The sequence below is a fragment of the Hyalangium sp. genome (assembly GCF_035629615.1).
GTDB lineage: Bacteria > Myxococcota > Myxococcia > Myxococcales > Myxococcaceae > Hyalangium.
In genome coordinates this window covers 1-11,496 of the sequence record NZ_DASPHO010000519.1, presented here as the reverse complement: position 1 = coordinate 11,496, position 11,496 = coordinate 1, and the positions used below count along the sequence as shown (strand labels likewise).

Here is an 11,496-nt window from a genome sequence, read left to right as displayed (position 1 = left end):
GATGCGTTGTCCTCCCCGCCGGGCCTCCACGAACTCACAGCGATGGCGGAAGGTGGCGAGCAGCCGGGCGAAGAACTCGGGGGTGAGGAAGCGCCGGCCCCAGGGGTACTTGTCCACCGTGGAGGCGTAGAGGCGGAAGAGCTCGTCCGGGTCCAGCTCCGCCAGCTCCTCGCCGCGCACGGTGCGCACGGTGATGCCCTGGCTGGCGGGGGCGCGCAGCTCCCGCCGCAGCTGGGTGCGCCGCTTGGAGTGGAAGCGACCGAGGAAGTCCTCCAGCGTGCGGTAGCCCGCGTTGCTCCACTGGTACTGCACCCCCAGGCGCAGCGTGAAGCCCGCGGCCTCCAGTCCCGCGGCCTCGGCCTCGGTGTGGAAGAGGACGTGGATGCCGGACAGCCCCTCGGCGCGGGCGAACTCGAGGGCGGCGGTGTACAGCTCGGCCTCCCGGGCGGCTCGATTCTCCCCGGGCGCCACGAGCACGCGGCGTCCCGTAGCCGGGGTGAAGGGGACGGCCAGGATGAGCTTCGGGTAGTAGCGCAGGCCCAGGCGCCCGGCGGCGGTGGCCCAGATGCCGTCGAAGACGAACTCGCCGTCACTGTCCTCCCGGAGGTACGCGGGAGCGGCGGCCACCAGGCGAGAGCCTCGCCACAGCGTCAGGTGGCGCGGGTGCCAGCGCCGCTCGGGCACGGCGCAGCCGCTCTCCTCCAGCGCCGCCAGGAAGGCCCACTCCAGGAAGGGCACCGCCGCCTCGTCGAGCAGCGCATCCCAGGCCCCGCGAGGGACCTCGGTGATGGTGCGGTGGACGCGAAGGGTGAGCGGAAGGGAGCTGGACATCGGCAGGCGTGGGGTGGCGCGAGCCTATAACGACCGGGCAGGGCGCTCGCCAGGGAGCGGCCTGTCCAGGGCAGCTACCAGCGGAGGAAGAGCCGGTAGCCCTCCGCGGTCCGGTCTTCCACCGTGACGGTAGGCTTGACGTGCGCGCGCTCCAGCCCCACCTCGAGGGCCCCTGCCAGGAACTCGGGGCGGTTGTAGATGTCGCCGAAGTAGATGCGCCGGGCCGTCTCGCCCGCGGGGGTGATTCGGACCTCCATCTCGCCACGGCCCATCATCGCGCAGTAGCGGGGGAGGCGCTCCACCACGCGGGCCGGGCCAATCATCGGCATGGCGACGGCCACCACCTTGCCCACCAGCGTCTCCAGGAAGCCGTCCACCATCTTCCGACCGAGCAGCCGGTAGGCCTCCTCATCGCTCAGGTGGCCGAAGACCTCGCCTCGGGCGGCATTGACGCAGCGCTGGTAGGTGAGCACGGAGTAGCTCACCTCGGGCTTCTTGATGTCGTACCCGTAGGAGAGCAGACGCTCCGCCAGCCGCCCCTCAGCCTTGAGGCCGCGGACGAAGAGCCCCTCCATCACGCTCACGGGAATGCGCGGCAGCGCTCGAGGCTCTTGGGGGGGACGGGGTGGAAGCTTCGGCTCCATAGGCGAAAGTCCTTAGATCGGCTGTCATACACCGAACCGTGCTTCGGGCTCTACATCCAGGCGTCAGTTTGCTTCCCAGGGCTCCGGGTTGCTATGGGGCCCCGTCCGCCTTAGAGGAGTAGGACAGGAGATCTTCTACATGTCGGTGAACATCCAGCTGGAGTGGACCCCCAACCCCAGCACCTTGAAGTACGTGGTGGACCGGCGCCTTCTTGCCAGCGGCGCGGTGAACTTCACCAACCGGGAGGAGGCCGAGAAGAAGTCCCCCCTGGCCCTCAAGCTGATGGACGTCAAGGGCGTGACGGCGGTGATGGTGGGCCTCAACTTCATCACCGTCACCAAGGGGGACGACGGCGAGTGGGACGAGCTGAATGACGCGGTGATGGCCACGCTGGACTCGCACCTGGAGTCCAATGAGCCCGTGGTGGACGAGCAGGCGGTGGCGGCGGCCCGCGCGGCCACGGGGGGGGGAGGCGGCGGCTCGGTGGAGCAGCGCATCCGGGACATCCTCGACGCGGAGATCCGCCCCGCGGTGGCTCAGGACGGCGGCGACATCACCCTGGACCGCTTCGAGAATGGCATCGTCTACTTGCATATGCAGGGCTCGTGCAGCGGCTGCCCGTCCTCGACGGCGACGCTGAAGATGGGCATCGAGGGGCGGCTTCGCGAGGAGATCCCCGAGGTGTCTGAGGTGGTGTCGGTCTGAGGCGCAACGTCAAGGCACCGCAGGTCCGGCGCGAGCTGCTGCCGGACCAGTCCCAGGCGCTCCTGCGCGAGCTGCACCTGCTCACGCGCGAGGGGCACCTCAACGCGGATGCCCTGCGCAAGCTCAAGCAGGTCAACCACCTGGTGGGCCTGCTGCGCCCGGCGCTGGAGGACCTCCTGGTGCGCTACCCCTCGCCCGTGCTGGTGGATGCGGGCAGCGGCAACGCCTACCTGGGCTTCATCCTCTACGAGCTGTTCCTCAAGGACGCGCCCGCCGGCACCCTGCTGTCCATCGAGGGCCGCCCGGAGCTGACCGAGCGCGCGAAGGAGCGGGCGAAGCGCCTGGACTTCACGCGGATGGAGTTCCAGACGGCGCACCTGGAGGGGGCCACCTGGCCGGAGCGCATCCACCTGCTCACGGCGCTGCACGCGTGTGACACTGCGACGGATGACGCGCTGGCGGCCGCCGTCCGGCACGGGGCGGACTACGTGGCGGTGGTGCCGTGCTGCCAGGCGGAGGTGGCAGCGCAGCTCAAGGACAAGCGGCCGGAGGTGGAGGCGACGCTGGGGCTGCTCTTCCAGCACCCCTGGCACCGGCGGGAGTTCGGCTCGCACCTGACCAACGTCATCCGGGCCATGACGCTCGAGTCCTTCGGCTACCAGGTGACGGTGACGGAGCTGACGGGGTGGGAGCACTCGCTGAAGAACGAGCTCATCCTCGGGCGGCGCGTGCACCGGGAGAACCGTCCGGCGCGTGCGAAGCTGGAGACGCTGCTGGGCTCCTTCGGAGTGCAGCCGAAGCTGACGCGGCTGCTGGGTGTGGAGCCCGCGGCGGCTGCTACCCGTACGTCTCCCGCTTGATGCGCTTGTCGTCGACGCCCAGTGTGTGGAGGTGGCCGAGCACCGCCTCCATGAAGCGGGGCGTTGCGGGCGTGCGCGTCTCCAGGGCCTTGCGTCGATCCCACGGGGAGATGGCCGGGCCACACGCGTAGACGAGGCAGGTCTGCCGGTCCGGGATGAGCTCCTCGAGGAGCGCCTGGCCGATGCGGCCCTTGCGCACGTTGGGGCCGAACCGCGACTCCTCCGTCTCCCGGGTGAGCGTGTGCAGTACCTTCACGGTGCCCGGGTTCGCAGCCTCCAGCTTCTCCAGCTCCTCTCGGAAGAGCATGTCCGCCCACGTCTTGTTGGAGCAGAGGACGGTGTGGCGCAGCTTCAGGCCGCGGTGCAGTGCGTCCTTGAGGATGGAGAAGTTGGGCACGCCGCCGGAGCCAGCCACGATGTGGACGAGGTGGTCCGTGCGCTCCTGCACGTCGTCCGGGAGGGTGTAGGGGCCCATGAAGCCCTGGACTTTGATGCGGGCGCCGGGAAGCCGGCCGTGCAGGAGGTAGGGCGCGAGCAGCGGCGGATACTTCGTGAGGCCGGGGAGGAACTCCTCGTCCTTCACGGTGATGGCCACCAGGGGCTCGTGAGGCGCGGAGGACATCGAGTAGGAGCGGAACAGCTCCCGGCGGCCCTTCTGCTCCTGAAGGAAGGCGGCGAGCGCGCGGAGGGCGGGGAACTGGTGCGGGTCGATGTTGATGAACTGCCCGGCCTTGTACTCGACCGGTGCGCTCCCGAAGTCCAGGAAGAGGGTGCCGGTGTCGTGCGTCTCCATCCGGACTTCGGTGACGGTGACCTCGTACTCCACGGGCCTCTTGCGGACGGGGGCTGCAGGGGTCTCGGCGGTGCTCATGGCCCTCCCATTAACGCAAATGAGGCAGCTTCGACGATAAGGATTGCGGAGGGCGCTCGGGCGCGGACAATGGGCCGCCCGTGACGAGCGTTCTCCAGAAGGAGCAGGTCTTCGCCGTGGCCCCGCCGGGACTGGAGTCCGCGCTGGAGGCGGAGGCGGCGGCGCTGGGCCTTGCTCCTCGACGGGTGGAGGGCGGTGTGGAGCTGGAGGGGCCCGCCGGGCTGCACCAGGAGGCCAACCTCCGCCTGCGCACCGCCAGCCGGGTGCTGCTGCGCCTGGGGAGCTTCCGCGCGCCGGACGTGGGGGCCCTGACGCGGGGGCTCGCGGCGCTGGACCTGAGCCATGTGTGGGACGGGAAGGAGACGCCGAAGCTGTCCGTGGCCGCGCATGGCTCGGGCGTGCCAGGGAACGCGGTGCCTTCTGCCGCAGCGCGGGCCTGGAAGCTCTCCAGCGTGGGGCGCGCCGGGGCTCTGGACGAAGAGGGCACCGACGGCCTCACGCTCCTGGTCCGGCTGGAAGGCCCCGAGTGCACCGTCAGCGCCGACACCAGCGCAGAGCCGCTCCACCGGCGTGGCTACCGCCAGGAGATCGGGCGTGCTCCCCTGCGAGAGACGCTCGCCGCGGGGATCCTGGCGCTCGCGGGCTACGACGGGACGGAGCTGCTGGTGGACCCGATGTGTGGCTCGGGCACGTTCCTCATTGAGGGGGCCTGGATGTCCATGCGCCGGGCGCCGGGCCTGGAGCGAAGCTTCGCCTTCGAGCGCTTCCCCGGCTTCGACCCGGCGGCCTGGGAGCAGCGCAGGGCTCGGGCACGCTCGGAGGCGCTGTCAGCTCCCCGGGCTCCGCTGCATGGCTTCGACATCAACGCGGGGGCGCTCGGGACGGCGCGTCGCAACGCGCGGAGGGCGGGGGTGACGCTGGCGCTGGAGCGGCGGGACGTGAAGACGCTCGATGCGCCCGGTGCGGGGCTTGGGTTGGTGGTGGCCAATCCGCCTTATGGGAAGCGTGTCGGGGAGAGTGGTGAGCTGCCTGCGCTGTACCGGGCCCTGGGCGCCACCCTCCGGCGGGCCTTCCAGGGGTGGCGCGCGGCGCTGCTCGTTCCCGACGAGGAAGGGCTGATTCGGGAACTGGGCCTGAGAGACACCAGAAATCTGCACGTGCGCAACGGAGGCATCCGATGCCGGCTCGTCCTCTCTCCGAAAATCTCCCTCTAAGCCCCTGAAACTCCAGGGGCTTCTCTTTTTTGTAAGGTGCGGAGCAACTTCCGCCTACATGGGCCGAAAATGTAGGCACAACCCCCATCCACTCCGACAAAGTCTGTCGGGAGAGGAGCCGCCCATGGTGTCGCCCGTCTCCGGTCGCTTCGGCTCGAACCTGGTTCAGTCCCTGGCCCAGCGTATTCAGGCCCCCCTTGGAGACGCGAAGACGGGTGCGGTGAAGCCCACGGGCACGAAGCCCGAGGAGAAGGTCCAGGATGTCCTGGGCGAGCTGGAGAAGCTCATCGCGATGCTGCTGGAGCAGCTGAAGCGCTCGGGCGCTCTTCCTCCGGGCGAGGACCTGGGCGCCTCGGGTCCCTCGGCAGCGGGCGGTGGTGGTGGCGGCGGTGGTGGTGGTGGCGGCGGTGTCCCGGGCGCTCGCGACAGCTTCGGCGGCGGTGGCGGAGCCCCGAAGGGGATGCCCTCGCTGGACGGCGGCGGCGGCGCGGCTCGCGCGGCTCCGGCCGGTGGCGCGGGCTCGGTCGCGGGCATCCAGGTCTCGGATCCTCGGCTGGCCCGCGCGCTCGAGCAGATCGCCAGCCACCCGGATGGGGCCAAGCTCCTCGCCGCGGCCAAGGCCAACGGGCTGACTTCCATCTCGGCCAACGCCGGACTCAACCCGGATGGCGGAGCCGGCACTGCGGGCATCACGCGCTGGGGCAACGGGAACACCTCCATCGAGATCGCCGACCCCAACAGCCCCGACCTCATCCAGACGCTCGCGCATGAGCTGGGCCACGCCGCCACCACGGGAGATGGCAACTCGCAGCTGGAAGAGAAGACCGTGGATGCGCTGGGCCACCGCATCGCCCAGGACCTGACTGGTCACCGCTCCAGCTTCGACCTCAACGAGAGTGCCTACAGCGACCTGGCGCTCAACAACGGCGTCCTCAACAGCCTGCGCATGCTGGGCATCCGGGTGTAGGCCAGCCCTGGCGCTCAGCCCTTCGAGCCCACAGGCAGGAAGACCTCGAAGCGAGCGCCCCCACCGAGCCGCTCGCGCACGCCGACCGTGCCGCCGTGTGCGAGCACCACGCGCCGCACCACGGCCAGCCCCAACCCGGCTCCCGTGGCGCGGCTGGTGAAGAAGGGCTCGAAGACGCGCTGGGAGTCCACGCCCGACAGCCCCGCGCCTTGATCCTCCATCACCAGGGAGAGGCCCCCTTCCACGCTCGAGAGCTCCAGCCGCACCTTCCCCCCGGAAGGCGAGGAGCGCAGGGCGTAGCGCAGGAGGTTGGACAGCGCGAGCTGCAGCAGCGTCTCGTCCGCTTGGAGCAGGGGCAGCTCTGCCTGCTCCTCGAGGTCGATGCGGGCCTGGGTGGACTCGGCGATCGGCTGCAGGAGCTCCACCACGCGCCGCGCCAGCTCCCCCAGGTGCAGCGGCTTGGGGCGCAGCTCGAAGGGCCGGACCACGTCCAGCAGATCCCGGACGATGTCCTCGAGCCGCGTCACCTCCTCCTCCAGCATGGACACCGCGCTGGTGCCGATGGGGCTGAGGTGGGGCTCGCGCTTGAGCACGGCCGCCACGTTGAGGATCGCGCCCAGCGGGTTTCGCACCTCGTGGGCCACCACGCCGGCGGCCTCGCCCAGCACCGTGAGACGCTCCTGCTCCATGAGGTCGCTCTGGAGCCGCGACACCTCCGCCAGGCGGGCCAAGGACTCCCGGTGGTGGCGCACGTTCTCCATCGCGCTGCCCACCATGCTGGCGAAGAGCTCCAGCGTGCCTGCGCTCACGGGGGTGAGCGTCTGGCCCTGCACCGCGAGGATGCCGTATGGCTTGTCCTCCACGTAGATGGGCGCGTCCAGGGCGTTGGCCTTGGGGAAGGTGCGCTTGAGGTACGCGGCCAGCTCCGGGGCGTGGAAGTGCTCCAGCGTGGCGTGGATGTCCTGGTGGAACGCGGCCTTGCGCCGCGTGAGCACGGCCTCCATGTGGGGCATGCTCGTGCGGGGGAAGCGCACCTCCCCGATGGGCCGGCCATAGAGCTTCTCTCCGAAGGCGAGGGCCTTGGGATCCTGCCGCAGAGGGCCGTGGATGAACGCGTCCCCCTCCAGGCGCAGCACCGAGATGAAGAAGCCCTGCTCGTGGATCGCGTCGACCGCCAGCTCCAGCACGGTCTGCTCATCCCGGCAGTGCATCATCTTCAGCGCTGCGGCCACCAGCGCCTCGGTGAGCCGGCGCACGGTGTCGTCCCGCTCCATGTCCTGGACGAGGACCACCTGCTCATCGGGCTCGGAGCCGGCGCAGGTCTGCACCTGACACATCCGCTCCTTCCCCGTCGCGTCCCGCAGGCGCAACCAGAGCTCGGAGCCGGGAGGTCGCTCCTCGCGGGGGCGAGACTCGTAGAGCGGCTCCAGCCACGGCAGCTCCTGGGGGATGAAGCGCTCCAGGAGCTGCGCCATGGACAGGCGAGACAGCTCCTCCGTGGAGGCGCCGAGCAGGGCCGTCAACGCCGGGTTGGCGTAGACCACCCGCTCCGCGCGCAGGATGGCGACAGGCAGAGGGAGTCCCTCGAGCGGGCGGTACTCGGAGCCGTCAAGCACAGGGGCGCATCCTGGAGCGCCCCCATGCAGCGCGCAAGGGACCTCTCGCCTAGCCTGGGGCTGACGGCTTGAGGTGGGCGCGGACGTACTCTTGGAGGAACGTCTTCTCCTCCTGCCGCAGGCCCGCCAGCCCCAGCCCGTAACCCTGGGGCTGCTTCCCGTCATCCAGGGCGTGCTCCCAGATGACGGTGCTGCGCAGCTCGATGGAGCGTGGAGGCTGCTCGAAGTGCAGCGTCAGGTTCACCTTCGTCCCCAGCCGCAGCGGCCGCCGGGCGGGGATGAAGAGCCCGCCAGAGGTCAGGTTGATCAGCCGGTGCTCGGTGAACATGCCCAGGTTCCGATCGGTGACGTGGATGTCGGCGTGGACCCGGTCGTTGTGCGTGCGCAGCTGGAGGCCGACGAACTCATCGCTCGAGTAGGTGGGTGCGGCCACCTGCTTGCGGACCGGGGTCGCCACGGGCGCGGCCGGGTGGAAGGGGGCCGTCGAGCCGGGCGGTACTCCCCGGGCTCCATTGCCCACCGCGCCCTTGAGCGGGACCGGCGTGACGCCACGGGCCGGAGTGCCCTGGACGGCAGGCCGGGCGGCCTCGGCCTCGCGCATCTTCTGCGAGAGGAAGTCGAACATCTCCTGAGATGCCCGGCGCAGCTCCTGGCCCGTGTCCGGGAGCAGGTGCTCCGGCGAGTAGCGCCGGGCCAGCTTGAAGAAGGCCAGGCGCAGCTCGTCGAGGTTGGCGCCCGGCTTCACGCCGAAGATCTCGTGTGGCGTCTTCAGGGCTTGCAGCTGGCGGAGCTGGGTTCGGATCCGCTCGGCCTGCTGCTGCTCGGGCGGAGGCTTCGCGGCGGAGATGAGGTCCCTCACCTCCTCGAAGTCCTGGATGGGGATCCAGGTACTGCCGTCCCGAGAGGCACGGGTGACGGCCTTCAGGCGCCCCGAGCCGATCAGATCTCTCAGGGCTTGGAGCGTCAGCGGGCCGAGGACACGGCCAACGGTATCGCTAATCCAGTAGTTGTTCGTCATAGGACGCCCCTCCTACTGAGCAAGGGCCTGACGGACGGCAGAGGCGATCTCCAGGGGGTGGAACGGCTTGCCCACGAAGCCTACGGCACCCGCGGCCAGGGCCTGCTCCACGACGGGCTCGGCGTCCATGCTGCTGATGACGAGCACCCGCGTGCCCGGAGATGTCTTCTTCATCGCCGCGAGCACCTCCAGGCCGCTGCGCCGAGGCATGAACAGATCCAGGAACATGAGCGCGGGCTGCTCGCGCGCGGCGATGGCGAGTCCTTCTTCGCCGTCCGAGGCCTCGAGCAGCCTCAGCTCGATGCCGGTTTCCGCAAGGGTGTCTCTCAAGATGCGCCGAACGAAGTTGTCATCGTCGACGAGGAGCAGGGTCGGTGCGTCGGCCATGGGCGCATGATAACCGGCAAAGCCCTCGATTCACCCGAGGAGGCGAGCACCCGGCGTACGCTTTTGCGATATGGAACGTTCCATGCCCATTGACCCAGCCCTCGCTCGTTTCGAGTCCCAGAAGAACGCATACTTGGAGGATCTGAAGGCCCTGGTGCGCATCCCCAGCGTCTCCTTTGACGGCTTCGATCCCGCACAGGTGCGCAGGAGTGCCGAGGCCACCGCAAAGCTCCTCAAGGACCGTGGCTTTGAAAATGTGCAGCTCCTCGAAATAGAGGGGGCACACCCCTACGTCTATGGTGAGGTGCTCAAGGCGCCCGGGAAACCCACGCTGCTGCTGTATGCGCACCACGACGTGCAGCCGCCGGGAGACGCGAGCGCGTGGAAGAGCAACCCGTTCGAGCCGGAGCTGCGAGACGGGCGGCTGTACGGGCGCGGGGCGGCGGATGACAAGGCCGGCATCGTGGTGCACACGTCCGCGGTGGACGCGTGGCTGAAGGGTGCGGGTTCGCTGCCACTCAATGTGAAGGTGATCATCGAGGGCGAGGAGGAGGTGGGCAGCGATCACCTCGCGCCGTTCCTGCAGAAGCACAAGGCGCTGATGCAGGCGGACGCCATCGTACTGACGGACACGTCCAACTTCGACGTGGGGCTGCCCTCCATCACCACGGCGCTGCGCGGGCTGGTGACCCTTGAAGTCGAGGTGCGGGGGCTGAAGCAGGCGGTGCACTCGGGGATGTGGGGTGGGCCCATTCCGGATCCCGTGATGGGGCTGTGCCGGATGCTGGCGACGCTGACGAACCCGGACGGCTCCATCGCCATCCCAGGCGTCCTGGACAAGGTGAAGCCGCTGACGGAGGACGAGAAGAAGAGCATCCAGGCGCTGCCGGGCGATGACGCGTACTTCCGCCAGCAGGTGGGCCTGCTGCCAGGCGTGCAGATGCTGGGCGGAAAGCACCCGTGGGAGATGAACTGGCGGCAGCCCTCCATCGCCATCAACGCCATCCAGGCGAGCAGCCGCAAGGACGCGCGTAACATCGTGAGTGACTCGGCGTGGGCGCGGGTGGGCATCCGCGTGGTGCCGGACATGGACGCGCAGGACGTGCAGCGCCGGCTGGTGGAGCACCTGCGGAAGGTGACGCCCTGGGGGCTGGAGCTGCACATCAAGGAGGATGCGGCGTCGAGCTGGTGGTACACGGACTCTTCACACCCGGCGTTCCAGGCGGCGTTCCGCGCGCTGAAGAAGGGGTACGGGCGGGAGGCGGTGACCATCGGCTGCGGTGGCTCCATCCCGTTCGTGGAGCCCTTCGCGAAGGAGCTGGGCGGCGTGCCCGCACTGCTCATCGGCGTGGAGGATCCGTACACCAATGCGCACTCGGAGAACGAGAGCCTCCACGTAGGCGACTGGGAGAAGGCCATCCGCGCCGCCATCCACCTGTATGAGGAGCTTGCAGAGGCGCTGAGCAAGCGCTGAGCCGTTCTTCAAGGCCGGGGACGCCGTGTGGCGCCCCCCGCTGCGTCACCGGCGGAACTTGTCCGTGGCCTCCACGAGCGCGGAGGTGGTGCCGGGCTCGTAGGCCGAGTGCCCCGCGTCCGGGATGATCTTGAGCTCCGCCTCCGGCCAGGCCCTGTGCAGCGCCCAGGCGCTCTCCATGGGGCAGGGCATGTCGTAGCGGCCTTGGACGATGACGCCGGGGATGTGGCGGATGCGCGGCACGTCCTCCAGCAGCTGGGCGTCGCTGCGGAAGAAGGAGCGGTTGACGAAGTAGTGGCACTCGATGCGCGCGAAGGCCAGCGAGAACGCGTCCTCGCTGAAGTGGGTGACGGCGTCCGCGCTGGGCAGGAGGTAGCTGGTGCGGGCCTCCCAGACGCTCCACGCCCTCGCAGCCTCCTGACGGACCCGCGCGTCGCTGCCCATCAGCCGCCGGTGGTAGGCATGGAGCAGATCTCCGCGCTCCTCGGGAGGGATGGGCGCAACGAAGTCCTCCCACGCGTCCGGGAAGAACATGTGCGCGCCGTGCTGGTAGAACCAGTGCACCTCCTGCTGGCGCAGCAGGAAGATGCCACGCAGCACCAGCTCCGTGACGCGCTCCGGGTGCTTCTGCGCGTATGCGAGTGAGAGCGTGCTTCCCCACGAGCCGCCGAAGACCATCCACCGCTCGATCCCGAGGTGGCGGCGCAGCGCCTCCATGTCCTCCACCAGGTGCCAGGTGCTGTTCTCCTCCACGCTCGCGTGCGGCGTGCTCCTCCCGCAGCCGCGCTGGTCGAACAGCACGATGCGGTACGCCGCCGGATCGAAGAAGCGTCGCTGCTTCGCGTCCGTGCCGCCGCCGGGGCCTCCATGGACGAAGATCACCGGCTTGCCCTTCGGGTTGCCACTCT

The 11,496-nt window shown here is 69.5% G+C and carries 12 protein-coding genes; 5 read left to right on the top strand and 7 right to left on the bottom strand.

Annotated features, from left to right (window positions below; genetic code table 11):
* Together VD972_RS26490 and VD972_RS26485 are read right to left on the bottom strand one after the other, a co-directional pair.
* On the bottom strand, nucleotides 1–831 hold an 831-nt coding region (locus VD972_RS26490; RefSeq protein WP_324991525.1), incomplete at its 3' end, for a peptidogalycan biosysnthesis protein.
* A gap of 74 nt (nucleotides 832–905) precedes the next feature.
* The gene (locus tag VD972_RS26485) at nucleotides 906–1,475 is read right to left on the bottom strand and encodes a DUF2378 family protein (RefSeq protein ID WP_324991524.1); all 570 of its coding nucleotides are present in this window, start codon (nucleotides 1,473–1,475) and stop codon (nucleotides 906–908) included.
* A 139-nt stretch (nucleotides 1,476–1,614) separates the two neighbouring features.
* Here VD972_RS26485 and VD972_RS26480 point away from each other — a divergent pair, with 139 nt between their 5' ends.
* Together VD972_RS26480 and VD972_RS26475 are read left to right on the top strand one after the other, a co-directional pair.
* Nucleotides 1,615–2,181, top strand: coding sequence for a NifU family protein (locus VD972_RS26480; RefSeq protein ID WP_324991523.1), 567 nt, complete (start codon nucleotides 1,615–1,617; stop codon nucleotides 2,179–2,181).
* Nucleotides 2,182–2,294: 113 nt separating this feature from the next.
* The gene (locus tag VD972_RS26475; RefSeq protein ID WP_324991526.1) at nucleotides 2,295–3,041 is read left to right on the top strand and encodes an SAM-dependent methyltransferase; all 747 of its coding nucleotides are present in this window, start codon (nucleotides 2,295–2,297) and stop codon (nucleotides 3,039–3,041) included.
* Here the strand turns inward: VD972_RS26475 and VD972_RS26470 are convergent.
* Complete coding sequence (locus VD972_RS26470; RefSeq protein WP_324991522.1) at nucleotides 3,019–3,912, bottom strand: oxidoreductase; 894 nt, start codon at nucleotides 3,910–3,912, stop codon at nucleotides 3,019–3,021. The genes VD972_RS26475 and VD972_RS26470 overlap by 23 nt on opposite strands.
* A gap of 80 nt (nucleotides 3,913–3,992) precedes the next feature.
* Here VD972_RS26470 and VD972_RS26465 point away from each other — a divergent pair, with 80 nt between their 5' ends.
* The gene (locus VD972_RS26465) at nucleotides 3,993–5,126 is read left to right on the top strand and encodes an RNA methyltransferase (RefSeq protein WP_324991521.1); all 1,134 of its coding nucleotides are present in this window, start codon (nucleotides 3,993–3,995) and stop codon (nucleotides 5,124–5,126) included.
* Nucleotides 5,127–5,250: 124 nt separating this feature from the next.
* Entirely contained in the window at nucleotides 5,251–6,093 is an 843-nt protein-coding gene (locus VD972_RS26460; protein ID WP_324991520.1) for a hypothetical protein, read from the top strand.
* Nucleotides 6,094–6,107: 14 nt separating this feature from the next.
* Here the strand turns inward: VD972_RS26460 and VD972_RS26455 are convergent, their stop codons facing one another.
* From VD972_RS26455 to VD972_RS26445, 3 genes are read right to left on the bottom strand one after another with little or no spacing between them, the layout of a single operon-like run.
* Nucleotides 6,108–7,709 (bottom strand): sensor histidine kinase, encoded by a 1,602-nt coding sequence (locus VD972_RS26455; RefSeq protein WP_324991519.1) that lies wholly within the window; start codon nucleotides 7,707–7,709, stop codon nucleotides 6,108–6,110.
* 49 nt (nucleotides 7,710–7,758) lie between these two features.
* The gene (locus VD972_RS26450) at nucleotides 7,759–8,727 is read right to left on the bottom strand and encodes a TIGR02266 family protein (protein WP_324991518.1); all 969 of its coding nucleotides are present in this window, start codon (nucleotides 8,725–8,727) and stop codon (nucleotides 7,759–7,761) included.
* Nucleotides 8,728–8,739: 12 nt separating this feature from the next.
* Nucleotides 8,740–9,114 (bottom strand): response regulator transcription factor, encoded by a 375-nt coding sequence (locus VD972_RS26445; RefSeq protein ID WP_324991517.1) that lies wholly within the window; start codon nucleotides 9,112–9,114, stop codon nucleotides 8,740–8,742.
* A gap of 82 nt (nucleotides 9,115–9,196) precedes the next feature.
* On the opposite strand from VD972_RS26445, the gene VD972_RS26440 reads away from it, so the two are divergent.
* Nucleotides 9,197–10,588: a M20/M25/M40 family metallo-hydrolase gene (locus VD972_RS26440; protein ID WP_324991516.1), complete on the top strand. Its 1,392-nt coding sequence runs from the start codon at nucleotides 9,197–9,199 to the stop codon at nucleotides 10,586–10,588.
* A 45-nt stretch (nucleotides 10,589–10,633) separates the two neighbouring features.
* Here the strand turns inward: VD972_RS26440 and pip are convergent.
* A partial coding sequence (pip, locus tag VD972_RS26435) for a prolyl aminopeptidase (RefSeq protein WP_324991515.1) occupies nucleotides 10,634–11,496 on the bottom strand: 863 nt, incomplete at its 5' end.

Excerpts from the sequence above, each read along its gene's own strand:
- VD972_RS26485 (WP_324991524.1), bottom strand. The coding sequence starts at position 1,475 with ATGGAGCCGAAGCTTCCACCCCGTCCCCCCCAAGAGCCTCGAGCGCTG.
- VD972_RS26480 (WP_324991523.1), top strand. The coding sequence starts at position 1,615 with ATGTCGGTGAACATCCAGCTGGAGTGGACCCCCAACCCCAGCACCTTG.
- VD972_RS26470 (WP_324991522.1), bottom strand. The coding sequence starts at position 3,912 with ATGAGCACCGCCGAGACCCCTGCAGCCCCCGTCCGCAAGAGGCCCGTG.
- VD972_RS26460 (WP_324991520.1), top strand. The coding sequence starts at position 5,251 with ATGGTGTCGCCCGTCTCCGGTCGCTTCGGCTCGAACCTGGTTCAGTCC.
- VD972_RS26450 (WP_324991518.1), bottom strand. The coding sequence starts at position 8,727 with ATGACGAACAACTACTGGATTAGCGATACCGTTGGCCGTGTCCTCGGC.
- VD972_RS26445 (WP_324991517.1), bottom strand. The coding sequence starts at position 9,114 with ATGGCCGACGCACCGACCCTGCTCCTCGTCGACGATGACAACTTCGTT.
- VD972_RS26440 (WP_324991516.1), top strand. The coding sequence starts at position 9,197 with ATGCCCATTGACCCAGCCCTCGCTCGTTTCGAGTCCCAGAAGAACGCA.